The sequence below is a fragment of the Rhizobiaceae bacterium genome, from assembly GCA_023953845.1.
In the GTDB taxonomy this organism is placed as follows: Bacteria; Pseudomonadota; Alphaproteobacteria; order Rhizobiales; family Rhizobiaceae; genus Arvimicrobium.
This window is the reverse complement of sequence record JAMLJC010000001.1, coordinates 4,438,394-4,462,955: the sequence shown is the minus strand read 5'-3', so window position 1 is coordinate 4,462,955 and position 24,562 is coordinate 4,438,394. Positions and strand designations below refer to the sequence as shown.

Sequence of the window (24,562 nt, the reverse complement as noted above, 5' to 3'; positions counted from 1 at the left end):
CTTTTCTTTTTCAGATCAGCAGCAGGCCCTTCATCGAGGCGAAGGCCTTCTTGCCGATGATGACGTGGTCGTGCACGGCGATGCCGGACGGCTTCAGCGCGGCGATGATGGCCTTGGTCATCTCGATGTCGGCACGGGAAGGCTCGGGATCGCCTGACGGGTGATTGTGCGTGAGCACCACTGCGCTCGCCGCCAGTTCCAGCGCTCGCCGCAGCACCTCGCGCGGATAGGCCATGGTGTGGTCGACGGTGCCGATGTTCTGCACCTCGTCGGCGATCAGCTCGTTCTTCTTGTTGAGGAACAGGATGCGGAACTGCTCTCGGTCCTCATACGCCATTGCCGCCTTGCAGTAGCTCAGGACCTTTTCCCATGAGGACAGGACCTCGCGTTTGACGACCTCGCTGCGCAAGGCGCGCTGCGTCATCGCATTGACAATCTTCAGGTCGAGCGCAACCGCCTCGCCGACACCCTTCACCTCGCGCAGGAGATGGGTCGGAGCGCCGAGAACTTCGGCGAGCGAGCCGAATCGCACCAGCAGCGCCTTGGCGATCGGTTTCGTGTCGGCGCGCGAGACGGAACGAAACAGCAGAAGCTCGAGCAGCTCATAGTCCGCGAGCGCGTCGGAGCCGGTGCGGACGAAGCGGTCGCGCAGCCGGTCGCGATGATCGACATAATGCGGCGGAGGCGTTTTGGACGCTTCCACGACCGCGCTGGGATCAGGTGACGAAGACGGTCCTTCCGTCGACGGCGGCGCTTCGGCCGTTCTTCCGTTGCCCGGCCGGCCGGCGGCCGACGTGGCCGGCTTTGACGCCAGGCGCGACACACCTTCGCCGAAAAACGCGCGCTCGTCGGCCTCTTCCTCACCCTTCATGCCAGCCGTCGTCCCCCCTTGTCCGGCGTTCTGCCGTCGAGGCTACGATGGCAGGCCCGGACGGTCGAGTCCCGCAGGCGACAGCGTGAAGATCTCGCAGCCCGTATCTGTCACCCCGACCGTGTGCTCGTACTGGGCCGACAGCGATCGGTCCCGCGTGACCGCTGTCCATCCGTCGGACAGCACCTTCACATGCGGCCGGCCGAGATTGATCATGGGCTCGACGGTGAAGATCATGCCGGGTCGCATCTCCACGCCCTCCGAAGCCGTGCCGTAGTGCAGGATGTTGGGCGCGTCGTGGAACAGCAGGCCGACGCCGTGTCCGCAGAAATCGCGCACGACCGAGCAGCGTTCGGCTTCGGCATAGTTCTGGATCGCCGCGCCGATGACGCCGGTCCGCAATCCCGGCCTGATCGCGCCGACGCCACGCATCAGGCATTCGTGGGTCACTTCGAGCAGACGCTCGGCGGCGCGCTTGATCTGGCCGACGGGATACATGCGGCTCGCATCGCCGTGCCAGCCGTCCAGGATATAGGTCACGTCGATATTGACGATGTCGCCTTCGCGTAGCGGCTTGGCGTCGGGAATACCGTGGCAGACGACGTGATTGATCGAGGTGCAGGAGGATTTCGTGTAGCCGCGATAGTTGAGCGTCGCCGGCATTGCGCCGTGATCCATGCCGTACTCGAACACGAAACGGTCGACCGCCTCGGTCGGCACGCCCGGCTTCACGATGTCGACCAGTTCGTCCAGACAGCGCGCCGTCAGCTGGCAAGCCTTGCGCATGCCGTCGAATGCGTCGGCTCCGTAAAGCCTGATCTGGCCCGTATTGCGCAAGGGAGCCGTGGCGGCGTCGAGATAGGTGACCATGGAAAATCCGGAAATCGGGACTGCGTGAGGCAGGTTCTCCGGCCACATGTGACACCACGGACGCAGTTATTCAAGTCCGGCAGGCCAGCCGACGTCCTAGCAAACTCTAGGCGGCCTTGTGCTTTTTCTTCCTGATCTGCTCAAGGCGCTCGTCTGCCTCTTTTGCCATCTTTTCGCACCGGCTGCGGAACTCCTCCACCTCGCTTTCGGTGAGATGCTCTATGCCGATGAGGTCGTTCTCCGCCTTCGACACGCGAATGAGTTCGTCGAGCTTGGCCTGAACCGCGGCGCCGTCGCGGTTCTGGGTGTTCTGGATCAGGAACACCATCAGAAAGGTGATGATTGTCGTGCTGGTATTGATGATGAGCTGCCACGTGTCGGAAAATCCGAAGATCGGCCCGCTTACCGCCCAGACCACGATAAGGGCGACGCAGACAACGAAGGTCGCCGGCTTCCCCGCAAAATATGCGACCTTGTTGGCGATGGCCGTAAAATGCTTTTCCAAAGGATGCGCCCCGGTCCGGTTAAAGCGTGGCCGCGCCCTTCTTCGGCTCTTTCCAGCCGAGTTTTTCCAGTACCATCCGTATCCTGCGCAGATCCGCTTCCCAGCCGTCATCGGCGTTCATCGGGCTTTCCGAGGCCGCGCGCTGCAGGCCGCGGGCTTCAGATTCCATTTCGAGCAGTTTTTCGATCTTCTCCTCCGTCGACAGTTCGGTGTCTTCGGCGATCTGCTGCACGCTCATTTCCCTGAAAGTGACCATGGCTCGCACCTCGGTTGACGCCCGGGAGAAATGCCGACGTCGGCGGTTGGTTCCGCGATCGCCTTCGGGATTCAGAAGCTCGCTTCGCCTTGCAGGGCGTGTTCCAGCAGGCGCTCATATTTGCCGCGCGGCACGTCCACGGCGCCGAAGGTCTTCAGATGTTCGGTCGTGAACTGCGTATCCAGAAGTGTGAAGCCACGCTCCGCCAATCTGGCGACGAGGTGCACGAGGCAGACCTTGGAGGCGTCGCGTTCCCGCGAAAACATGCTTTCGCCGAAAAACGCCCTGCCGAGCGACACGCCGTAGAGACCGCCGACCAGCCTTCCGTCCCGCCATGCTTCCACCGTATGGCAGTTGCCGCGCCGGAAAAGCTCGCCATAGGCCTCGCGGATAGGACGGTTTATCCAGGTCGAATCGCGGCCGGTGCGGGTCTCCGCGCAACCGTCGATGACGCCTTCGAAGTCGAAATCGTAGCGGATGTCGAAGCGCGCCTGCCGCACGATCTTGCGCAGGCTGCGCGAGACGTGGAATGCGTCCAGCGGAATTATGCCGCGCGTTTCCGGCCGCACCCAGAAAACCTCCGGATCGGCGGCGCTTTCCGCCATGGGGAACACGCCTGACGCGTAGGCCTTCAGCAGAAGGTCTGGCGGGATGCGGTAACCCGGCGCATAGGGACGGGTCATCGCTCGGGCCTAGAGCCTTTCATGGCTACACGGAAACGCTTCTGTTTGTCCGATGGCGGGACGATCTGCGCGAAGGCCGGTGCAGGTCGTACCGGGGTACGGCCAAATCCGGCCGACAAAGCGGGCGTCCGCCAGCGGCAAACCCTTCGGGCCGTGTGCATTTGGCCCATTTCCTTCGGCTTTCGGCTCGGCCGTGGCGCCACCACGCCTTTCGCCGAAACTCTCGACCCTGGGACCAAATGCTCTCCGGCAGAACGATTCCGGGTAGCCATGAAAGGCTCTAGCCTGCGTCGGCCAGGTATTTTTCCAGCCAGTGGATGTCGTAGTCGCCATTGGCGATGTCCGAATTGCCGACCAGATCGCGGAAGAGGGGCAGCGTCGTCTTGATGCCATCCACCACGAACTCGTCGAGCGCGCGCCTGAGACGCATCATGCATTCCACCCGGTTGCGCCCATGCACGATCAGCTTGCCGATCAGGCTGTCGTAATAGGGCGGGATGCGATAGCCGGAATAGACGCCGGAATCGACGCGTATGCCCAGCCCGCCGGGTGTATGGAAATGGGTGATCGTTCCCGGCGAAGGCGTGAAGGTGCGCGGGTCCTCGGCGTTGATGCGGCACTCGATGGCGTGGCCCTGGAAGCGCACTTCGTCCTGCCGCGTCGACAGGCCGCCGCCGGACGCGACGCGGATCTGCTCGTGCACGAGGTCGATCCCGGTGATCGCCTCCGTCACCGGATGCTCCACCTGCAGCCGCGTGTTCATCTCGATGAAGTAGAACTCGCCGTTCTCGTACAGGAATTCGATCGTGCCCGCGCCGGAGTAGCCAAGCTCCGCCACGGCGTCGGCGCAGATCTTGCCGATGCGGGCGCGCTCCTCGGTGTTGAGGGCAGGGGAATTGGCCTCTTCCCACACTTTCTGGTGACGCCGCTGCAGCGAGCAGTCGCGCTCGCCGAGATGGATGCCGCTATGGGCTCCGTCGCCGAAGACCTGCAATTCAATGTGGCGCGGCTTCTCGAGATATTTTTCGATGTAGACGCTGTTGTCACCGAATGCCGCGCCCGCCTCGGTGCGCGCCGTCGCCAGCGCGATGTCGAGATCGGCCTCGGTGCGCGCCACCTTCATGCCGCGTCCGCCGCCGCCGGCAGCCGCCTTGATGATGACCGGATAGCCGATATCGGCGGCGATGCGCTTCGCCTCCGCCGGGTCGGACACCGCGCCGTCCGAGCCCGGCACGCAGGGGATGCCGAGACGCCTGGCGGTGCGCTTGGCCTCGATCTTGTCGCCCATGATGCGGATGTGGTCGCCGGAAGGGCCGATGAAGGTAATGTTGTGGGCCGCCAGAATGTCCGCGAACCTGGCGTTCTCGGAGAGGAAGCCGTAGCCCGGATGCACGGCGTCCGCGCCGGTGATCTCGCAGGCCGCGACGATCTGGTGGATGTTCAGGTAGCTGTCGCGGGAGGCGGGCGGGCCGATGCAGACGCTCTCGTCGGCGAGGCGCACATGCATGGCGTCCGCGTCCGCCGTGGAGTGGACCACCACGGTCTGGATGCCCAGCTCCTTGGCGGCCCTGAGGATGCGGAGCGCGATCTCGCCGCGATTGGCGATGAGGATTTTCTGGAACATACCTACCTGCCCGGATTCAGATCAGGGTGAGCCGAAAATGCCGGCTGAATTCTACTCGATCACGACCAGCGGCTCACCATACTCCACAGGCTGCGCGTCCTCGAACAGGATCGCTGTCACCGTGCCGGCGCGGGGCGAGGGGATCTGGTTCATCGTCTTCATGGCCTCGATGATGAGCAGCGTCTGGCCCTCGCGCACCTTCTGGCCCACCTCGATGAAAGCCTGCGCGTCGGGCGAGGGCGCACGGTAGGCCGTGCCCACCATCGGCGACGGCACGGCATTTTTGCCCGGATCGGCCGATGCGGCCGGCGCGCTCTGGACGGATGCCGCCGGAGCCGCAACAGCCGCGGAAACGGGAGCCGGAACCACCGCCTGCACGGCTGCGGCCTGCCGCGAGACGCGGATGCGCAGGTCGTCCTGCTCGATCTCGATCTCGGTGAGATGCGTTTCGTTCAGGATTTCCGCGAGGTCGCGGATGAGCTGCTGGTCGATGCCGGATTTCTTTGTCGACATGTCCTGTCTGTCCTTTCTGTCCGGGTCAGATCCGGTCGGCAAGAGCGCGCAACGCCAGCGTGTAGCCCAGCGGGCCGAGCCCGCAGATCACGCCGACCACCACCGGCGCCGTCATCGTATGGTGCCGGAACGGCTCGCGCGCATGGATATTGGAAAGATGCACCTCGATCACGGGGAGCGGCGCCGCCGCGCGGATGGCGTCGTGAAGCGCGATGGAGGTATGGCCATAGGCACCGGGATTGATGACCACGCCGCCGGCCTTCTCGGCCGCTTCCTGGACCCAGTCGACCAGATCGCCCTCGTGGTTCGACTGACGGAAATCGACGTCGAGGCCAAGCTCCGCGCCGGCCTCCTTGCAGTCATTGGCGATGGCGGCCAGATTCTTGCCGCCATAGATGGCAGGCTCCCGTCTGCCCAGCATGTTGAGGTTTGGTCCGTTGAGGACGAAGACCGCTTTCGCCATGGATTCCTTTCCGCGCCGGCCGGCACGGCCCCTCTATAGTGGGCATATTGAGCCTCGCAAAGAGCGCAAGTGCGTTCTTTTGATGTCCACAGCATGGAGGGATAAGGACGGACTTCCGCGCATCGGTACGCCCGCCTCCGTTGGGTGGAGGCCCGGGGAGAGAATCGCCTTCGTCGCGGCGCGCGGACTTCGGGGCGTCGCTGCGTCGTGCTCAGGGAAGTCCAATCTCCTGGAAATCGCCGATACAAAAATAGAACAAATCTGCATTTCCTATTTGAATCAATACGTTGATGCCCCTTGCCAAATTAGAACAAAATAGGTACAGATTATGCCCTGACGATGACGCCTCCGGGCTTCGATTGACGATCAAGGGGTAATGTATCATGGCTCAGAATACGCTGCGGCTCGTAGAGGAAAGACAGGTGGACAACAAATCGAAGGCCCTGGATGCGGCGCTCTCCCAGATCGAGCGCGCGTTCGGCAAAGGCTCCATCATGCGGCTCGGCGCCAATGAGCAGGTGGTCGAGATCGGAACGGTCTCGACGGGCTCGCTCGGCCTCGACATCGCGCTCGGCGTCGGCGGCCTGCCGCGCGGCCGCATCATCGAGATTTACGGGCCGGAAAGCTCGGGCAAGACCACGCTGGCGCTGCATACCGTCGCCGAGGCGCAGAAGAAGGGCGGCATCTGCGCTTTCGTCGATGCCGAGCATGCGCTCGATCCGGTCTATGCCCGCAAGCTCGGCGTCGACCTCGAAAATCTCCTGATCTCGCAGCCCGATACCGGCGAGCAGGCGCTGGAAATCTGCGACACGCTGGTGCGCTCGGGCGCCATCGACGTGCTGGTTGTGGATTCGGTCGCGGCGCTGACGCCGCGCGCCGAGATCGAGGGCGAGATGGGCGACTCGCTGCCCGGCCTGCAGGCCCGCCTGATGAGCCAGGCGCTACGCAAATTGACGGCCTCGATCTCCCGTTCCAACACCATGGTCATCTTCATCAACCAGATCCGCATGAAGATCGGCGTTATGTTCGGTTCGCCGGAGACGACGACGGGCGGCAACGCGCTGAAATTCTACGCTTCGGTACGTCTGGACATCCGCCGCATCGGCTCGGTCAAGGACCGCGAGGAGGTCGTCGGCAACCAGACCCGCGTGAAGGTCGTCAAGAACAAGCTGGCTCCACCCTTCAAAGTGGTCGAATTCGACATCATGTATGGCGAGGGCGTGTCCAAGACGGGCGAGTTGATCGACCTCGGCGTCAAGGCCGGCGTCATCGAGAAGTCGGGCGCATGGTTCTCCTACAATTCGCAGCGTCTCGGCCAGGGCCGGGAGAACGCCAAGAATTTTCTGCGCGACAATCCCGAACTGGCGCACGAGGTAGAGACGGCGCTACGCCAGAATGCCGGCCTGATTGCCGAGAAATTCCTTGAGAATGGCGGCGGCGAGAGTTTTGACGACGCCGCCGAGGGATGAGCGGTCGGGCAACGAGCGCCCTTCCTTCTCTCTTGTGGGGTCCGAAGGACGGATCGAGACACGCGGCTCGATCCCGGCGGCGGCCGAACTGCGCGAAACGGCTCATGCCGCGCATCCCACCTTCTCCCCTTCGTCATCCTATGGAAAGCGCAGCGAAGCGGAGCGCGACCATAGGATCCATGCCTGAACGTCGCGGACGGATGAGACGGCGGGCGACGGGTGCCCGTCCTTCACCGCTACGCCTTCATCGGCGTTCAGGCATGGATCCTCGGGTCAAGCCCGAGGATGACGAGGTGGAGAGAATGGCGCGAACGCCGGGACGGCAAGTCCGACAGACCTGACGAAGCGCTCACAAGCGGGGACAAATCCGCCGCCTCCGAAAACTTTCCGCCCGCGACATCAGTCGCTTGCGCGATTTCGCACCCCGAACTTGCCCCCGCATCCGCTTCTGCCTCTATCCTTCTCCTCGGCAGCTTGCCGGCGGGAACGGGTGTCGACGACCGGTCATCCAGACAAGTGTGGCGCGGCATCATCGCCGTTGGGTTTGCGGCAGAGTTGCTGTCCCCGGCGCTCGGGTTCGTGCGCTCGCTGTTCCGTCCGGCTTCCTCCGGACGGACGTTGGGCCGGGTCCGGACGGAGAGAAAACGCCAGCGGCGCATGGCAAGGCGTCACTAAACATTCACAACAGGCGCCCGGCCATGCGCCCGCCTCCCGCAAACCATCACCCCGGCTTCGCAAAAAGCGGGGGAACGACTTGGTGCTCCTATCGCTAGGCTGCAACCGCCGAGACCTCCAAGAAGCGAGGTCGCTCCGATAACCGATCGTTAACCGCTCGAAGGCTGCGCGTCAGTTCATGTCAGTAAGAAGCGCCGGCGAGGATTGACGATGTGAACAAAAATAGAACATAATAAAAACAGACTAAAAACACGGAGAGTTCCACCATGCAGGATCTGCTTCAGGATGTCATCTCCATGGTGTGCATGAGCACCTTCCTCGTATCCGTCGCCATGTGGATAGGCAGCCTTTGATCCTTATCCCGCGGCGCGCTCAAGAGTCGATCGCACCGGTTCTGTTCGTCCAAACACCTTCTCGAACGTCGTCCTGAGAGCGGCGTCGAGGTCGTCCACCGTGACCGGCAGGCCGAGGTCGACAAGACTGGTGACGCCATGCTGGCGGATGCCGCAGGGTACGATCCCGGCGAAGTGACCGAGGTCCGGCTCGACATTGATCGAGATGCCGTGGAACGAAACCCATCGGCGCAACCGGATGCCGATCGCGGCGATCTTGTCCTCGGACGGCCGTCCATCCGGCAGGGGCGGGCGGTCGGGCCGCACGACCCATACACCGACGCGATCCTCGCGCCGTTCGCCGCGTATGTTGAAGGCGGCAAGGGTTTCGATGACCCATGTCTCCAGAGCCGCGACGAAGGCGCGCACGTCCTCCCGTCGTTGCTTCAGATCGAGCATGACATAGGCCACCCGCTGTCCGGGACCATGATAGGTGTACTCGCCGCCGCGGCTCGACGGAAAAACGGGAAACCGGTTGGGATCGACCAGATCGTCGGTCTTCGCGCTGGTGCCGGCGGTATAGAGCGGAGGGTGCTCCACCAGCCAGACGAGTTCAGGCGCCGTACCGTCCCGAATTTCGGCAACGCGCTGTTCCATGAAGGCGACCGCGTCGGGATAGGCTGTCAGCCCCGGTTCCACGCGCCATTCGACGGATGGCGCGCCGATGGCGGGCAGAAAATTGGCGGAGAGGTCGTCGCGCAACATCATGTCAAGGATATAGGATGCGGCAATCGGACGAATCCAGCATCATTTCGGCCTTCAAAGGCGCTGCACTAAAGCAATTCTGCGTGGCGTTCATGCTTGACATGTCTTTCCGCAACGTCAGTATACGGTCTGCAAGCAAGTCTCAGACAACTGGAGAATCATATGCATACCGTACGTTGCTTCGGGTGGCATCTGCCGGAATTTTCGCTGAGCGGCATCATCAAGCCGCGCTGAGCTATCGAGCCGAAACGAAAGCAGGCCCGCTCCGTTCAGCCGGGGCGGGCTTTTTCATGCGGGGAGAAGAGAAACGCGCAAAAATGCAGGCAGCCGGCATTAAAGAACAGCGCCGCAGGCCGTTTGCCTTGATTTCGAAGGGAGTGTTGGTGCGGTCGAGAAGACTCGAACTTCCACGGGTTGCCCCACAGCGACCTCAACGCTGCGCGTCTACCAATTCCGCCACGACCGCACGTCACAGAAGAGCCGGTCAGAGCCGGCCCGCGGGCATGTAGCAAATCACTTTCGGGGAAACAAGCCGCCAACCGATTATTCCGGCGGCTGTCGGACAGATTTTGAGTTGCGCCGCAAAGGCGTGCCTCTCGTCCGTAGCGTCGGCTGCGAGAGTGCCGCTGCATATCTGTCGCACCGATACGCGGATTGACGCGTGTCGCGACGGACGCGCATTTCGTTTTGTCTTTCACGATGATGCAGGCTAGACGTTGACCCGAAACGCCCCGGATTTCGAGGGAGGCGCCGGTGGAAGGCACGGAAGAAGAAAAAGCCGCTCCGACGCCTGAGGCGGCGCATTCCGGGATCTATGGAGAAGACGGCAGCATCGCCGCCTCGTTCCTGGCGCGAATCGGGGCGGCGATCGCCGATCGCGACACGATCACGCTCAAGCGTGACGTCAGCGAGTTGCACCAGTCGGAGCTTGGCGACCTTCTCGAAGCCCTGATGCCCGAACAGCGCCACGCGCTGGTCGATCTCCTCGGTTCGGACTTCGATTTCTCCGCGCTGACGGAGGTCGATGACGCCATCCGCCACGACATTGTCGACGCTCTGCCGAACGAGCAGATCGCGCAGGCGGTGCAGGAACTCGATTCCGACGACGCCGTCTACATCCTCGAAGATCTCGATCAGGAAGACCAGGACGAGATTCTTGCGAAGCTGCCTTTCACCGAACGCATCCGGCTGAGACGCGCCCTCGATTACCCCGAGGAGAGCGCCGGCCGGCGCATGCAGACGGAGTTCGTCGCCGTTCCGCCTTTCTGGACCGTCGGCCAGACGATCGACTACATGCGCGAGGATACCGACCTGCCGGAGCGCTTCTCGCAGATCTTCGTCATCGATCCGACCTTCAAGCTGCTCGGCGCGATCGATCTCGACCAGATCCTGCGGACCAAGCGCTCGGTGAAGATCGCCGACATCATGCACGAAACGCGCCATGCCATTCCGGCCACGATGGATCAGGAGGAGGCAGCGCGTGAATTCGAGCAATACGACCTTCTGTCCGCCGCCGTGGTTGACGAGAACGACCGGCTTGTCGGCGTGCTCACCATCGATGACGTGGTCGACGTGATCCAGCAGGAGGCGGAAGAGGACCTCTTGCGCATGGGCGGCGTCGGCGACGAGGAACTGTCCGACAAGGTGCTCGCCACGTCGCGTTCCCGCGTCCCGTGGCTGCTCGTCAATCTGCTCACGGCTTTCCTGGCGGCCTCCGTCATCGGCCTGTTCGATCATACGATCGAGAAGATCGTCGCGCTTGCGGTGCTGATGCCCATCGTGGCGGGCATGGGCGGCAATGCCGGTTCGCAGACCATGACCGTCACTGTCCGCGCGCTCGCGACCAAGGATCTGGACATATACAATGCGGGCCGCATCATCCGCCGCGAGATGGGCGTCGGCTTCCTGAACGGCATCATTTTCGCTGCTCTGATCGGCACGGTGGCGGGACTATGGTTCGGCGATCCGAATCTCGGCGGCATCATCGCCTGCGCCATGATCATCAACATGTTCGTGGCCGCGCTTGCCGGCATTATCATCCCGCTCGTGCTGGACAAGGTCGGCGCGGACCCGGCGGTGGCGTCGGCCGTATTCGTCACGGCCGTAACGGATGTCGTCGGCTTTTTCGCCTTCCTCGGCCTCGCCACCTGGTGGTTCGGGCTGATGTAGCGAGGGCGAGAGCGGCAATTGACTTTTACGTAAGCGCCGTGCGAAATCCCCGCTTGAATCAAGCGTGGGATGATGTCGGGATGCGCGAATACTATACCATCACCGAACTTACGCGCGAATTCGACGTCTCCACGCGCACGCTGCGTTTCTATGAGGACGAAGGGCTGATCCAGCCGGTCCGCCGCGGCCGCACGCGGCTTTTTCGGCCGTCCGACCGTCATCTGATCAAGCAGATCATGCGCGGAAAGCGTCTGGGTTTTTCGATCAGCGAGATCCGCGAGATCATCCAGATGTACAAGGAGCCGCCCGGAGAGGTCGGTCAGCTCAATCTGATGCTGAAGCGCATCGAGGAGAAGCGTGAGGATCTGCGGCAGAAGCGGCGCGATCTCGAGGAAACGCTGGTGGAACTCGACCGGGCCGAGGATTCCTGCGTCGAAAGGCTGGCCGAACTCGGCGTAAAGACCTGACCTCCGGAAGACGGCTCAGATCCAGCGCCGGACCTTCTTCGCATACTCCCGATATTTCTTGCCGAAACGGGCATCGAGATGCCGCTCTTCCGGCTCGATCGCCAGCTTCTGCGTGAGGAAGGCGGCGACGAGCGCGAGGATCAGGAACCAGGGCATGCCCGCGATCAGCCCGATGCCCAGCATGACCAGCGTGTTGGCAAGGTAAAGCGGGTTGCGGGTGATGCCGAAAGCACCGTTCGTCACCAGATGCGCGGCTGGCTTGTGAGGCGCGGATGTGGTTTTTGCGGCGCGCATCGCACGCAGGGCGCCGACGATGAGCGCAACGCCGCCTGCAACAAGCACCCATCCGATCGCGAAGAGAATATCGGAGACCGGGGGCGGCAGCCAGGGCAGTTCGAGCAGGAAGTGCAGCAGGATGCTCGCTGCGATGGCCGCGACATAGATGAGCGGTGGCCACGGAAAATTGCTCGGGCGCGCCTGTATGTCGGTCACGGTGGCGAGTCCTCCAGCCCTTCGATCTCGGCGCTGCACGATAGCGCCAAATCGCCGATACGGCTATTGAGCTCTTCGCTCGCCGTCCCGGAGAAAATGGGCGCCAGAAGACCGGCGTCCTCGATCCGCTGGAGCATGCAGCCGCAGTAGCGTTTGCAGAACGTCTCGTTCTGGGTTTCGGCGCAACGCGACTCGCAGGAGACGGTGAAACGTGCCTGCTCGGTCACCATCGGCGCGGGCCAGATTTGGGCGAAAAGCCAGACGAGGCCGATCAGCACAGGTTGGTGGATGAGATAAACGGCGAGGCTGTGACGGCCCGCGAAACGGAACGGTTTCGTCCAATCCCTGGCGCGGATCGCAGCGAGCCGCGCGATGAGCCCGGCCTGCTGGAACGAGCGCGCAAGCCCGATACCGACGAGAACCACGCCGAACCACGGAAACACCGGCACATAGTCGTTCGACCGTGGATTGATCGGCGCCAGGCCGAGCCACCAGAGCCAGGGATGATCGAACATCGGCGATTTGAGGAAATGCGGCGCTCCGATGACGACCAGTGCGGCAGCGAGGATGATCAGCGGAGGAAGCCGCAGAAACACGAGGCCAAGCAGGCTGCCCAATGCGATCTGATGAAGTATCCCGAAGAATATGAAGCCGTTCGGCACTGCCAGATAGGTGGCGGCCGAAATCGCGGCGGCGGCGGCTGCAACCATGACGAAACGCCGCCAGAAGGCCTGCCAGCGGATGCCGTTGCCGTGAGCGAGCGCGAGGCTTACCCCCGCGAGCAGGAGGAAGGTCGAAGCGATGGCCCGCGCATAAAGCTTCCACAGCCCCTGGGCGGTCGTGCCCGGTTCGATATAGCCGAAGAATTCGAGATCCCAGGTGAAATGGTAGCTGGCCATCGCCAGCAGCGCGAGACCTCGCGCCACGTCGAGCCCGTCCACGCGGGGAGTCCTGGGCGGCGGTGCACGCATGCGTTCAATTCCGGTTGTGTCAGCCACAGCACATGAGGCCGGCAACAGGTCGCGTCAACGTCGTTGTTGGCCCGTGTGCATGGCTGCCCGGCCCGACCGGATTATGCCACGGCCGAATATTCTGTGGCCGTTCATGCATTTGCGGCACAGGAGGTCGATTTCTCTCAACAGTTTTTGCAGGACGCATCTGCATCCTTGCCGAAATCCTGTCTCACCCGAAAAGCAGAGCATCCGCCAGACATGGCAACTCAGGTTCGGCATCCGATCTGGCTTCCGGTCATGCGCGAGCCGGGTGCGAGGACTTTCGCCGGCCTTTACGCCATCGAATCCTTCGCCCGCGCGCTCGTGGCCAGCGTGATCCCGATCCAGGCCTACGAATTGCTGCAGAACGAGCAGCAGATCTCGCTGCTCTACACGGCGGTTTCCGTCTGCGCTCTCGGCATAACGCTCGCCCTCCCGCTTCTGATCGGGGTTGTGCCGCGAAGGTGGGTCTATTCGCTGGGCGTATGCCTGCTGATTCTCGGCGCGGCGGCATTCCTGACGAACAGCCTGTCGGGACAGGTCATCGGCATGCTGGCGCGGGCCGGCGGGGCGGGCGCGCTGGCGATCACGCTCAATCTTTACATCATGGACCACATAAGAAAGACCGAATTCGTCCACGCCGAATCGCTGCGCATGGCATGGTCGACGTTCGGCTGGACGCTGGGGCCGGCGGCAGGCGTTTTCATCTACACCCATTTCGGTCTGCTGGCCGCGCACGGGCTCTCGGTCCTGTGCTCGGTAACCCTGCTCATTCTGTTCTGGTATTTCCGCCTGAGCGAGAATTCCGCCATCAGGCCAGGCAAGGCCAAGCCGAGCAATCCGCTCAAGAACATCAGACGCTTCGTGAGCCAGCCGCGCCTTCGGCTCGCATGGTTGATCGCTTTCGGGCGCTCCTGCTTCTGGACGACGTTCTTCATCTACGGCCCGATCCTGATGGTGGTGACAGGCGAGGGAAAACTGGCGGGCGGCCTGCTGGTCTCGGCCGGCAACGCGCTTCTGTTCACGGCGCTGTTCTGGGGCTGGATCGCCAGACGCGCCGGGACACGCCTCATCATGGCGCTGGCGTTTGCCGCCATGACGGTGACGCTTTGCCTCGCCGGCTTCACCGGGGAGGACCATCCGCTGCTCACGGCAGCGATATTGCTGGTCTGTACCTTCTTCACGATCGCGCTGGACGCGCTCGGATCAAACGCCTTCTTTCGCGCCGTGAAGCCGCGGGAGCGGGCTGAAATGACGTCGATCTATCGTACCTATCTCGATCTTTCGGATCTGTTGCCGCCGCTGGTCTATTCGATCGTCCTCGGCTTCTTCAATCTCGGCGCAATCTTCGTGACGCTCGGGATCTTCTGCGCGATATGCGCTGCAATCACCTGGAGATATATGCCGAAATCAATGTGAACTCAGGATTTTGGCGACGTCTTTTCGCGCACCCACTGGTGGAAGCGGAACAGGTCGTATTCTTCCGGCATCAACACGCCGTGCCGGTGTCGCCTCGACCCAAGTCCGCGCTGGTTTACCTCGCAGATGGCTGCGTCCTCGTCGAGGACGCGGGCGCCGAACCGCACCACGTTCTCGACGGCCACGCGATCGCCAAGCGCCTCGGCCGGGAAAAGCCATTCGGCGGTAAGGTGAGTCTGCGTCGGCCCGAGCGGTCGCAGGCTCACCACGCGCACATAGTCGACATGGCCGACGACGAACATGGAGGGCAGGTGGGTCGCATATGTCTGGCCGGCCTTGCGCTCCGCATCGGTGAGACCGGCAAAGGTCGGGCCGTGAACGAGACCGTCCTCCGACCACGTTTCGGCGCCGCGGCGCAGACCGCCTGCATATTCCGGCGCATCATTGTCCGCGCGGATTTGCCATTCGGGATCGTCCTCCCGCGCCATAAGGCCGCGTCCGTAGATCGGCACGAGTTGCGACAGGTGCTTGTGGACGCCCGGGCAATGCAGGCATTCGTTGTAGTTCTCCCAGAAAATCTTCCAGTTGCAGGCGATCGTTTTCTCCACGACATGGCCGCGCACAAGCGTCTCGTTGGGCCAGTTGCCGAGGTCGCCCGATTGCGGATCAAGGCTCGCCTCCACCGAACTGTCTGCCTTTTCCGACAGATTGACGAAGACAAAGCCGCGCCAAACCGACAGCGCAATGCGATAAAGCGGATAGTCAGCCTTGTCGAAGCCCGGCGGAAGCGATTTCGACGACACGCGCACAAGATCGCCGCGCAGCGAGTAGGACCATGCGTGGTAGGGACAGGTGAGAAGCCGGGCCTTCAACCTGCCTTCGTTCGCGGAGCACAGTTCCGATCCGCGATGCCGGCAGGTGTTATGAAATGCACGGAGCACGCCGGTCTCGTCGCGCAATATGATGATCGACTGCGTGCCGATCCGCGCGGTGCGATAGTGGAGAGCCTCCGGCAGATCGCTCTCCCGGCAGACATAGACCCAGTTCCGATACCAGATCGCTTCAAGTTCCCGGTCGAAAGCGTCGGCCCTGACGTAATCGTCAGTCGGCAGTGTCGGCTGAAGGTCCGGCAGGCCGTTGTACGCTGTCCGGATTTCAGCATCCGCAGTCATCGGGTCGCTCCCTGAAGAAAGCGGACACCCGGCGACGCCTTTTGTCAATCTTCGCGGCCGTCGCCGGCTGTTGGATGCCGGATATATCGCGGCCGTCACCAGGAGCCGGTGTTGGCCATGGAAGCCCAGGGTTCGGCCTTCTCCTTGGCGGGCCCCTTCTGCAGCAGTTCAATGGAAATGCCGTCCGGTGACTTGATGAAAGCCATGTTGCCGTCGCGCGGCGGGCGATTGATGGTGACGCCATTGTCCATCAGGCGCTGGCAAGTCTCGTAAATGTCGTCGACCTCATAGGCGAGATGACCAAAATTCCGCCCGCCCTTGTAGTCCTCCGGGTCCCAGTTGTAGGTCAGTTCGACCAGTGGGGCCTTGTTCTCAACGCCGCTCCGCTCATCGTCCGGCGCCGCGAGAAATATCAGCGTATAGCGGCCCTGAGCGTTTTCGTGGCGCCTGACCTCCTTGAGGCCGAGCTTGTTGCAGTAGAAGTCGAGCGACTGGTCGATGTCGGTCACACGGACCATCGTGTGGAGGTAGCGCATTTCCTGTCCTTCCTGCCTGTCGGTCCCCAACATATGGCGGTCGCGGGGTTGTGGGCAACCTTCCGGAGCTTTGACAGGGGTGTCAGGGAGAGTCGAGGCCGGTCAATTCATCAAAATTCCGGCCTTGGCACTTGCGCACACGGGAACCGCCAGTGTTAATTTGAAAGTAAGAATCAGTGCGGCGTTTATTGCGAAGGGGTCGGAGGTATGGGGGACAAAGCCTCTTGGATGGGGCATGATTCGGACCAGGACGAGGGGCTGGATCAGGGAACCGACGCCGCCGGCTTGTTTGAAGTCTCCGGCGCCATCAAGTGGTTCGACGTCGCAAAAGGCTACGGCTTCATTCTCCCTGACCTGCCAGCCACCGGAGATGTGCTGCTTCATGTGACATGTCTGCGCCGCGACGGTTTCCAGACAGCGCTCGAAGGAACTCGCATCGTCGTTCTGGCGAAGCCGGGGGACCGTGGGCTTCAGGCGTTCAAGGTCCTGTCGATGGATATGTCCACGGCGGTGCATCCGGCCGAACAGCAGCCGGCGCGCACGCATGTCGCTGTGACGGCCGAAAGCGGTCTCGAACGCGCGCTGGTCAAGTGGTTCAACCGCACCAAGGGCTTCGGCTTCCTGACGCGCGGGGAGGGCACCGAAGACATATTCGTGCATATGGAGACGCTGCGCCGGTACGGCATCACCGAACTGCGCCCGGGGCAGGTCGTGCTCTGTCGTTTCGGACGCGGCACCAAGGGCCTTATGGCTGCCGAAATTCATCCCGATATCGGAACGCTGCCGGTCTCGCACTAGGCGCGACCGGGCCAATTTCGGGGTACTTCATGCGGCGCTCTGGACTGCGCAACAATCTTGTCGGCGGCGGACTGTCGTTGGCGCTCCTCATTTCATCGGTCGTCTATGCCGTCGCCGAAAACAAGGCGATGATGCTGCCCGTCGATCCCGCGCCGCTGATCGCCGAAACGCCGTCGGGCGATTTGTCGTTCAAGGTGGAGATCGCGGACGATACGGCCGAACGCAGCATGGGTTTGATGTTCCGCGACTACCTGCCGACCGATCAGGGCATGCTTTTCGTCTTTGAGCAGACCCGCGACGTCGGCTTCTGGATGAAGAACACCAAGCTGCCGCTGGACCTGATCTTCATCGGCGAGGACGGCAAGGTCAAGGCGATCCGGCACGGCGAGCCTATGTCGGAAGCGGTCATCTCTCCCAATGCGCCGGTTCGCTTCGTCCTCGAACTCAACGCCGGAACCGCCGCCGCGCGCGGCATCGAGACAGGAGCGCGGATTCGCCATCCCGAGATCGATGCTGTAGACGGCAAGGTCAACGGCGCTTCTCCCGGATAGGCGCACGCGCCGTCGAGGGAAGATGCCGGACCCTGATCGGACAGATTTTCGACGCTTCGGAACCAGATGAATTTTTTCCGTCACGATCAGTTCGACATCGCCTATCTGGACACCGGGCCGGCGACGGCCGAACCCGTCCTCCTCATCCACGGCTTCGCTTCGAACATGCGGGTGAACTGGATTTCGCCGGGTTGGGTGAAAACGCTCAACGACGCGGGATACCGCGCCATCGCCTTCGACCATCGCGGTCACGGAGATACGTCCAAAAGCTACGATCCGGCCGATTATACGCCGTCCATGATGGCGGGCGACGCGGCAGCGCTGCTTGACCATCTCGACATTCCGGTCGCGGATGTGATGGGCTATTCGATGGGCGCACGCGTCAGCGCCTTCCTGGCTCTCGAACACCCCGACCGGGTGAACGCCCTGATCTTCGGCGGGCTCGGCATCGGTATGGTCGACGGCGTCGGCGACTGGGACCCGATCGCGGAAGCGCTTTCCACGCCCGATTCCGCCGCAATCACGCACCAGCGCGGAAAAATGTTCCGAGCCTTCGCCGATCAGACGAAAAGCGACCGCCGCGCGCTTGCCGCCTGCATCGCGACATCCCGCGAGGACCTCTCCGAGGCCGATGTGGCCCGCATCGCGCAACCCGTGCTGATAGCCGTCGGCACGCGCGACGACATCGGCGGCTCGCCGTCCGAACTCGCCGCCCTGATGCCGAATGCGGAGAGCTTTGACATCGAGGGCCGCGATCATATGCTGTCCGTCGGCGACCGCACATTCAAGAAGCGGGTGCTGGAATTTCTCGCCGCCCACCCGATAGCCGGCTTCGCACGATGAAACTGCCGGGCGATGAGGTCATGGAAGTTTCGGCATGATCGCACCGAAAGAACTCCGCGTGTCGAAGGATCGCCGGCTGCTGACGATCACGTTCCCGGACCATGCGCCGCAGGAACTGCCGGCCGAGTTGCTGCGCGTGCTGTCGCCGTCCGCCGAGGTGCAGGGCCACTCGCCGGAGCAGCGCGTCACGGTTCCCGGCAAGCGAAATGTCGCCATCTCCCGGATCGAGCCGGTCGGCAATTATGCGGTGCGCATCGTCTTCGACGACCGGCACGACAGCGGCATCTACACTTGGAGTTACCTTCATACGCTCGGGCATGAACGCGAAAGCCGCTGGGCGGACTATCTCGCTGAATTGAACGGGAAAGGGCTTTCGCGGGACTGATCCTCCGGGCAAACAGCGTCAGACCATTCCGGCGCGCGAAGAGAGAAGGACGTATCGTCGAAAAATCCCGGCCTCGATGTAACTATCGTCGCGCGGGACCGTATCTGTGACGAGCACAACGAAATGTTGCGGATGATGCCCTGGACCGATCGCGCCGGACGATTTTCGCCGCTGAAGGCTATCGTCCTCGCGGGCACGCTGCTTCCGGCGCTTTATCTCGTCTGGGGGCTGATGACCGGAAGCCTGACAAGCGGAGCGGCGGTTGGGCCGCTGGGCGCCCGGCCGATCACCGAACTCATCCATCGCACCGGCGACTGGGCGATCCGTTTCCTGATCCTGTCGCTCTGCGTGTCGCCGCTGCGCCGCATCGCGCAATGGCCGGCGCTGATAAACGTCCGCCGCATGCTTGGTCTGGCGGCATTCTTCTATGCGCTGACGCACCTTTCGCTCTATGCACTCGACCAGAAATTCCGACTGGGCTTCATCGCGTCCGAAATTGCGTTGCGTTTCTACCTGACGATCGGCTTCGTTGCGTTGCTTGGTCTCTCGGCGCTGGCGGCGACGTCCACCGACGCCATGATCCGCCGGCTTGGCCGCCACTGGAACAGGCTGCACGGCATCGTCTATCCGATCGCCGTCCTGGCGGTGCTGCACTTCTTCATCCAGACGAAACTCGATGTCTATCAGGCGACGCTGATGGCCGGCTTCCTTCTCGCATTGTTCCTCTACCGTCTGGCGCATAGATGGGGACTGTCGCTCACCTCGCCGTTCGTCCTCCTCGCAGTCGCGGTCGCCGCTGCTGTCGGTACGGCAGCCATCGAGTTCGCCTGGTATGGTCTTGCCACCAATGTGCCGCCGATGCGGGTCCTCTCCGCGAATCTGCAGTTCGGCTACACGATCCGGCCTGCCTGGTGGGTCCTCGCTGCGGGCATTGCGGTCGCGGCGGGAGCTTTTCTCCGCGGAGCGTACAAGAAAAGCGGTTCGCCGCCACGCGCTGCGAAACCGACGCGCGGCGCCGCATCCGCATAGATTCAATCGTTGCCGAGCATTTCCTCGATGCGCCGCATCTGTTCGCCCATGCGGTCGCATTCCGCGGCGCTCGAATGCGCCATCACGCGCTCGATAATCGCATTGTAGACCTTCAATGCCTCCATGAGGAGCGCTTCGCCCTCTCCGGTAAGGAAAAGGCGCATGATGCGCTTGTCCTTGGCGTCGCTCTCGCGGCGAAGGACACCCTGCTTCTCCATCTGCGGCAGCAGCATTGTGATGTTGGACCGGCCGACGAGGAGCCGCCGCGCGAGATCGTGCTGCGACATGCCGGGGTGGCGATAGAGGTTCATCAGCACATCCAGCTGGCCGATCTTGAGATCGAGCGGCGCCAGCGCCCTGGTAAGCGCCCGGACCACGGCCTTTTCCGCACGTACGAGGGCGATCCAGTTTCTGAAGCGCGGATTATCCCACGGCAAAGCTTGCGTATTGTTCATCCTTGAACTATTTTGTTCATCCTTGAACGGAATCCGAGTCCACTATGGCATCATTTGGATTGAAGGTCATCCGCGGTGCTTTCGGCATCGGCGAACGAATGTCGCCCTCCATTTCCGGCTGGCTCGCCTTCGAACTGTTCTGCCGCACGCCGAGCGAGCGCCAGCTCACGATCAATGAAAGGAAGGCGATCGCGGCAGCGTCTGCCTTCATGCGGGAGGCGAGGCAGCATCGCCTGCAAACGCTAACCGACTGCGTCGTCGTACACGAGTTCCGGCCCGAAGCTGCGTTCCGTGGTACCGTGCTCGTCATGCACGGCTGGCGTTCGCGCACCGAATATATGCGTTCGATCATCGAAGGATTGCGCGATGCGGGCTTTCGGGTCGTTTCACTCGACCTTCCCGGACACGGCGGCTCGCGCGGCCGCAAGCTGAACATGGCGCGCGCGGTGGACGCCGCGCGGATGGTCGCTACATGGTTCGGACCATTCGAGGCGGTCGTCGGACATTCGTTCGGCGGCGCACTGGCGGTGAATGCGGTGACGGGGAGCATTCCCGGCATCGCGCCCGTGGAAACAGAAAAGCTGGTTCTCATCTCCGCGCCGGAATCGATGCCGGAGGTTTTCGAACAATACGGCCGCATCGTGAATGTCGGGCCAAGATCTCACCGCGCGATCTCGCGGCGCGTCCAGCGCGTCGCCGGCCGTCCGCTCGAGGATTTCCTCGGAGCGAAGCAGCTCGCCGGGATGGAAAGGCCGACCCTGGTGATCCATGCGCCGGATGACCGCGAAGTATCGGCTGAAAGCGCGCACCGCTATGCCGCCGCGGGGTCTCACGTCGATCTGTTGTGGGTCGACGGCGCCGGTCATCGCCGCATCCTCGGCGACCCGCGCACGGTTGACGCGACGGTGGCATTCGTGTCGGGATTGTCCACCGTCGCTTCGCGTCACTGACGCGGTCAGCCCTCGCTACTGTTGAGACGGCGTCACAGTCTCACGTTTTCGTGCGTCCCGCTCGTCATTCGGATTCTGAACACCGCTCGTGCGATATATGCTGGTGCTTCGATCGAATGGGGGACCACATGACCAAGACGACGCGCAACGGTTCGATGCTGGTCGCGCTGCTGGCATTGTCGGTCGTGCTGGCGCCGGCGCCGGCCGGCGCGCAAAACCTTTTCGACATCCTGTTCGGCGGTCCGATCAAGCAGAAGAAGCAGGCGGGAGAATTTCCGCCGCCGCCGCGCGAAGGCGCTGCCAAGCGGCGCCCGGCGGCGGCGCCGGCCAAAATCAGCTCTCCGATCTATTACACCTACAAAGCCGAAGCCTTGTCCAAGGTGGATTTTTCGCGATTGACCAGCCTGCCGCAGACGGCGTCCTTCGGGCCGATCCTGACCTTGTCGAACTTCCGGGAGGCGACGGCCGGGCTGTCGGACTTCGAGCTTTTTGCCGAGAAGGACATCGGAAAGGCGGTGGTGGATTATTATGCCGCCAACCCCGAATTCATCTGGGTGACCGGTTTCAGCGCCAACAGCCGCGCGCAGGATGCCCTGCGGACGTTCGGGGACGCGGCGAGCCACGCCCTGGTGCCGGCCGAATATGCCGTGGCGGTGCCGGCCGCCGGCTTCGCGATGGACGATACGGCAAGTCGGCTTCAGCAACTGATCCGGTTCGAGCTGACGATGTCCGCGCGGGTGCTGCGCTATATTCGCGACGCCTATAGCGGCCGTATCAATCCCAATCTGATTTCCGGATACCACGATTTTGCGCCTGAAACGCTGGACATGGCCGGCGCGTTGAAGGTGCTGGCCACCACCTACGACGCCCGTGAGTTTATGGAATCCTTCCATCCGAAACTGCCCGAATACCAGGCATTGCGCGTCGAACTGGAAACACTTGGCGCAAGCGAGGAGAACGAGATCGTCGTCGACCCGAAGCTGTTGCTGAAGCCCGGCGAGAGCAGCGCCGAGCTTCCCAAGATGATCGCCCTTATCGCGGCGAACGGCGCGGAGGACCTGCGCATCGAATTCGCCGATGTGATCGCGCAGCATGGAACGGGCGAGGTCTATGTTCCCGAACTCGTGCCTCTCATCAAGGCGGCGCAGAAGTCGGTAGGGCTGAAATCCGACGGCGTGATCGGGCCGCGCACCGTGTCGAAACTCGCCGGCGAATCGAAAGCCGATCGCATCGCCAAGCTTCGCTACGCCCTGGAGGAAATCCGCTGGCTGCCGCAGGAACTTGGCGCGACGCGGGTCTTCATCAACCAGCCGTCCTTCATGGCGAGCTACTTCGAGGATAATCTCGAGAAGCTGACCACGCGGACCGTCATCGGCGCGCCCGCCAATCAGACCAGCTTCTTCATGGACGAGATCGAACAGGTCGATTTCAACCCCTATTGGGGCGTTCCGCAGTCGATCATCGTCAACGAGATGCTGCCGCGCCTCATGCGCGATCCAGGCTATCTCGACCGCGCCGGCTATGAAGTGACGGACGCCAAGGGAAAGCGCGTCAGTTCCGCCTCGGTGAACTGGGGCGCTTACGGCAGCAAGGTTCCGTTCGGCGTCAGGCAGTCGCCGAGCGAGGCGAACGCGCTGGGGGCGGTCAAGATCCTGTTTCCGAACAAGCATGCGATCTACATGCACGATACCCCGCAAAAGCAGTTCTTCGAGCGGGACAACCGTGCCCTGAGCCACGGCTGCATCCGGCTTCAGGATCCGCGCGGCATGGCGGCCGCCGTGCTCGGCAAGTCGCGTGAATATGTCGATGGGAAAATCGCGGCGGGCCACTCATCCGAGAAGGTGACGCGCAAGATTCCCGTCTATGTCGCCTATTTCACCGCATGGCCGACGCCGAATGGGGCCGTCGAGTATTTCAACGACGTCTATGACCGGGACAGCCACCTGAATACGGCCATGGAACTCACCGCCGCCGCCCGCGCTCCCGCCAGCTAGGGCGCGGCAACCGCGGTTGCAGCCGCAGGTCCGCTGCGCTAATCCGGCGCGAAAACACGGGATACAGCATGACCAGACCCATCGCCGTCTTCGACCTCGACGGCACGCTGATCGACACCGCGCCGGATCTTCTCGACAGCATAAACCACAGCCTCGCCAATGGCGGCATCCCGCCGGTCGCGTCCGAGGGGTTTAACGCCTTCGTCAGCCTCGGCGGCATGGCGATGCTCGAAAAGGCCTTCGCCCGGCACAACAAGCCGATGACCGAAGAGATCAAGCGGGAGTTCTTCAGGACGTTCCTGGAGCATTATTCGGCGGGCATCCCGGGCAAGTCCAGGCCTTACCCGGGTGTCCTCGCGGCGCTGGACCGTCTTGCGACGGCGGGATTCACGCTCGCCATCTGCACCAACAAGCATTTCGCCACGGCCCGCAGCCTCATCGACGCGCTCGGCATGGCGCCGCGCTTCGCGGCGATCACAGGGCAGGACACCTTTGCTTTCCGGAAACCCGATCCGCGCCATCTGCTCGAAACCATCGCCCTCGCCATGGGCGACCGGGCGAGGGCGGTCATGGTGGGCGATTCCCGCACCGACATCGATACGGCGAAGGCTGCGGGCATTCCGGTGATCGCGGTGGACTTCGGCTACACCGCCCTTCACGTCCGCGAATTCGAGCCGTCCGTAATCATCTCGCACTATGATTCGCTGACTGTGGAACTCGTCAACGACCTGATCGCCTCGGCAAATCGCTGAGGCGAGAGAACGGAGAGGCAAGACGGCAGATTCGCCCGGCGTGGTGCCCCGGCCTGCCGTCCGGTCTCAGCGCTCGACGATACGCCAGCCTGTTGGCCGCACCGTGGCGCAGGCGGGAGTGCCGTCCTTTCCGGTGCCAATGGCCGTTGTTTCGATGACCCCTCCGCCGTCGGCCGCACGATCCAGCAGATCGTTGCCAATGTCGTGAATGTCGATCTTCATCCGGCGGGACCAGGGCGACGAGGGGTCGCCGGCCAATTGGCCGACGCGAATATAGACAAATCTCCGCGCGGGACCTTCCCGGCGCACCTGATCGCCGAAGAATTTTGGCCCCGGTCCCACGCGAACTTGAAAATCGAACAGGAGCGCCTCGCCCTCATGCGAACATTTCGGATCGAGCGGCGATTCATCCTTCGCCTGAAGGCTGTGGAACACGCCGACGACTGGCCGCTCTATGATGATGCGCAAATTGATGAAGTGCTGATCTGACTGTGCCATGTCAGTTTATAGCTCAATGGGCGGTATCCAGACG

Annotated in this window: 27 protein-coding genes and 1 tRNA gene; 12 read left to right on the top strand and 16 right to left on the bottom strand. The window is 62.7% G+C overall.

The window, feature by feature from the left end; all coding sequences use genetic code 11:
* Positions 1-10 precede the first annotated feature (10 nt).
* From radC to aroQ, 8 genes are all read right to left on the bottom strand, one after another.
* A complete protein-coding gene (gene radC / locus M9955_22045; GenBank protein MCO5084325.1) occupies positions 11-871 on the bottom strand; it encodes a DNA repair protein RadC in 861 nt (286 codons plus the stop codon).
* Positions 872-913: 42 nt separating this feature from the next.
* Complete coding sequence (gene map / locus M9955_22040; GenBank protein ID MCO5084324.1) at positions 914-1,741, bottom strand: type I methionyl aminopeptidase; 828 nt, start codon at positions 1,739-1,741, stop codon at positions 914-916.
* 106 nt (positions 1,742-1,847) lie between these two features.
* A complete protein-coding gene (locus M9955_22035) occupies positions 1,848-2,246 on the bottom strand; it encodes a low affinity iron permease family protein (protein MCO5084323.1) in 399 nt (132 codons plus the stop codon).
* Positions 2,247-2,265: 19 nt separating this feature from the next.
* Positions 2,266-2,502: a hypothetical protein gene (locus M9955_22030; protein MCO5084322.1), complete on the bottom strand. Its 237-nt coding sequence runs from the start codon at positions 2,500-2,502 to the stop codon at positions 2,266-2,268.
* A 71-nt stretch (positions 2,503-2,573) separates the two neighbouring features.
* Positions 2,574-3,185 carry a leucyl/phenylalanyl-tRNA--protein transferase gene (gene aat / locus M9955_22025; protein MCO5084321.1) on the bottom strand — a complete coding sequence of 204 codons (612 nt, stop codon included), beginning with the start codon at positions 3,183-3,185 and terminating at the stop codon, positions 2,574-2,576.
* A 280-nt stretch (positions 3,186-3,465) separates the two neighbouring features.
* Positions 3,466-4,809, bottom strand: coding sequence for an acetyl-CoA carboxylase biotin carboxylase subunit (accC, locus tag M9955_22020; GenBank protein MCO5084320.1), 1,344 nt, complete (start codon positions 4,807-4,809; stop codon positions 3,466-3,468).
* Positions 4,810-4,860: 51 nt separating this feature from the next.
* Positions 4,861-5,322 carry an acetyl-CoA carboxylase biotin carboxyl carrier protein gene (accB, locus tag M9955_22015; protein MCO5084319.1) on the bottom strand — a complete coding sequence of 154 codons (462 nt, stop codon included), beginning with the start codon at positions 5,320-5,322 and terminating at the stop codon, positions 4,861-4,863.
* Positions 5,323-5,347: 25 nt separating this feature from the next.
* Positions 5,348-5,785, bottom strand: coding sequence for a type II 3-dehydroquinate dehydratase (aroQ, locus tag M9955_22010; GenBank protein ID MCO5084318.1), 438 nt, complete (start codon positions 5,783-5,785; stop codon positions 5,348-5,350).
* A 383-nt stretch (positions 5,786-6,168) separates the two neighbouring features.
* Between aroQ and recA the strand changes: the two genes are divergently transcribed.
* A complete protein-coding gene (recA, locus tag M9955_22005) occupies positions 6,169-7,254 on the top strand; it encodes a recombinase RecA (protein MCO5084317.1) in 1,086 nt (361 codons plus the stop codon).
* Between the two features lie 1,031 nt (positions 7,255-8,285).
* Here the strand turns inward: recA and lipB are convergent.
* Complete coding sequence (lipB, locus tag M9955_22000; protein ID MCO5084316.1) at positions 8,286-9,029, bottom strand: lipoyl(octanoyl) transferase LipB; 744 nt, start codon at positions 9,027-9,029, stop codon at positions 8,286-8,288.
* Between the two features lie 378 nt (positions 9,030-9,407).
* Positions 9,408-9,492 (bottom strand) — tRNA-Leu (locus tag M9955_21995).
* Positions 9,493-9,779: 287 nt separating this feature from the next.
* On the opposite strand from M9955_21995, the gene mgtE reads away from it, so the two are divergent.
* The gene (gene mgtE / locus M9955_21990) at positions 9,780-11,195 is read left to right on the top strand and encodes a magnesium transporter (protein ID MCO5084315.1); all 1,416 of its coding nucleotides are present in this window, start codon (positions 9,780-9,782) and stop codon (positions 11,193-11,195) included.
* Between the two features lie 80 nt (positions 11,196-11,275).
* Positions 11,276-11,662: a MerR family DNA-binding transcriptional regulator gene (locus tag M9955_21985; protein MCO5084314.1), complete on the top strand. Its 387-nt coding sequence runs from the start codon at positions 11,276-11,278 to the stop codon at positions 11,660-11,662.
* 15 nt (positions 11,663-11,677) lie between these two features.
* On the opposite strand, the gene M9955_21980 is transcribed toward M9955_21985, so the two are convergent.
* Positions 11,678-12,154 (bottom strand): isoprenylcysteine carboxylmethyltransferase family protein, encoded by a 477-nt coding sequence (locus tag M9955_21980; protein MCO5084313.1) that lies wholly within the window; start codon positions 12,152-12,154, stop codon positions 11,678-11,680.
* Positions 12,151-13,125: a DUF1624 domain-containing protein gene (locus M9955_21975; GenBank protein MCO5084312.1), complete on the bottom strand. Its 975-nt coding sequence runs from the start codon at positions 13,123-13,125 to the stop codon at positions 12,151-12,153. Before M9955_21975 ends, M9955_21980 begins: the two co-directional genes overlap by 4 nt.
* A gap of 240 nt (positions 13,126-13,365) precedes the next feature.
* Between M9955_21975 and M9955_21970 the strand changes: the two genes are divergently transcribed.
* Complete coding sequence (locus M9955_21970; protein ID MCO5084311.1) at positions 13,366-14,565, top strand: MFS transporter; 1,200 nt, start codon at positions 13,366-13,368, stop codon at positions 14,563-14,565.
* Between the two features lie 2 nt (positions 14,566-14,567).
* Here M9955_21970 and M9955_21965 read toward each other — a convergent pair whose 3' ends face one another.
* Together M9955_21965 and gloA are read right to left on the bottom strand one after the other, a co-directional pair.
* Positions 14,568-15,737 carry an aromatic ring-hydroxylating dioxygenase subunit alpha gene (locus tag M9955_21965; protein ID MCO5084310.1) on the bottom strand — a complete coding sequence of 390 codons (1,170 nt, stop codon included), beginning with the start codon at positions 15,735-15,737 and terminating at the stop codon, positions 14,568-14,570.
* Between the two features lie 95 nt (positions 15,738-15,832).
* On the bottom strand, positions 15,833-16,273 hold the full coding sequence (gene gloA, locus M9955_21960; protein MCO5084309.1) for a lactoylglutathione lyase: 441 nt from the start codon (positions 16,271-16,273) through the stop codon (positions 15,833-15,835).
* A gap of 207 nt (positions 16,274-16,480) precedes the next feature.
* Between gloA and M9955_21955 the strand changes: the two genes are divergently transcribed.
* The 5 genes from M9955_21955 (at position 16,481) to M9955_21935 (ending at position 19,879) form a co-directional block, all read left to right on the top strand.
* On the top strand, positions 16,481-17,071 hold the full coding sequence (locus M9955_21955) for a CspA family cold shock protein (GenBank protein ID MCO5084308.1): 591 nt from the start codon (positions 16,481-16,483) through the stop codon (positions 17,069-17,071).
* Positions 17,072-17,100: 29 nt separating this feature from the next.
* Entirely contained in the window at positions 17,101-17,622 is a 522-nt protein-coding gene (locus M9955_21950) for a DUF192 domain-containing protein (protein MCO5084307.1), read from the top strand.
* A gap of 66 nt (positions 17,623-17,688) precedes the next feature.
* Positions 17,689-18,465 (top strand): alpha/beta hydrolase, encoded by a 777-nt coding sequence (locus tag M9955_21945; GenBank protein MCO5084306.1) that lies wholly within the window; start codon positions 17,689-17,691, stop codon positions 18,463-18,465.
* A 34-nt stretch (positions 18,466-18,499) separates the two neighbouring features.
* Positions 18,500-18,850, top strand: coding sequence for a DUF971 domain-containing protein (locus M9955_21940; protein MCO5084305.1), 351 nt, complete (start codon positions 18,500-18,502; stop codon positions 18,848-18,850).
* Positions 18,851-18,982: 132 nt separating this feature from the next.
* Positions 18,983-19,879, top strand: coding sequence for a sulfoxide reductase heme-binding subunit YedZ (locus M9955_21935; protein ID MCO5084304.1), 897 nt, complete (start codon positions 18,983-18,985; stop codon positions 19,877-19,879).
* A 2-nt stretch (positions 19,880-19,881) separates the two neighbouring features.
* On the opposite strand, the gene M9955_21930 is transcribed toward M9955_21935, so the two are convergent.
* Entirely contained in the window at positions 19,882-20,334 is a 453-nt protein-coding gene (locus M9955_21930; GenBank protein MCO5084303.1) for a MarR family transcriptional regulator, read from the bottom strand.
* A gap of 44 nt (positions 20,335-20,378) precedes the next feature.
* Here M9955_21930 and M9955_21925 point away from each other — a divergent pair, with 44 nt between their 5' ends.
* The 3 genes from M9955_21925 (at position 20,379) to M9955_21915 (ending at position 24,030) form a co-directional block, all read left to right on the top strand.
* Entirely contained in the window at positions 20,379-21,284 is a 906-nt protein-coding gene (locus M9955_21925; protein MCO5084302.1) for an alpha/beta fold hydrolase, read from the top strand.
* 128 nt (positions 21,285-21,412) lie between these two features.
* Entirely contained in the window at positions 21,413-23,278 is a 1,866-nt protein-coding gene (locus tag M9955_21920) for a L,D-transpeptidase family protein (protein ID MCO5084301.1), read from the top strand.
* A gap of 68 nt (positions 23,279-23,346) precedes the next feature.
* Positions 23,347-24,030: an HAD-IA family hydrolase gene (locus tag M9955_21915; protein ID MCO5084300.1), complete on the top strand. Its 684-nt coding sequence runs from the start codon at positions 23,347-23,349 to the stop codon at positions 24,028-24,030.
* A gap of 66 nt (positions 24,031-24,096) precedes the next feature.
* Here M9955_21915 and M9955_21910 read toward each other — a convergent pair whose 3' ends face one another.
* The gene (locus M9955_21910; protein ID MCO5084299.1) at positions 24,097-24,528 is read right to left on the bottom strand and encodes a DUF5990 family protein; all 432 of its coding nucleotides are present in this window, start codon (positions 24,526-24,528) and stop codon (positions 24,097-24,099) included.
* Positions 24,529-24,562: the final 34 nt, after the last annotated feature.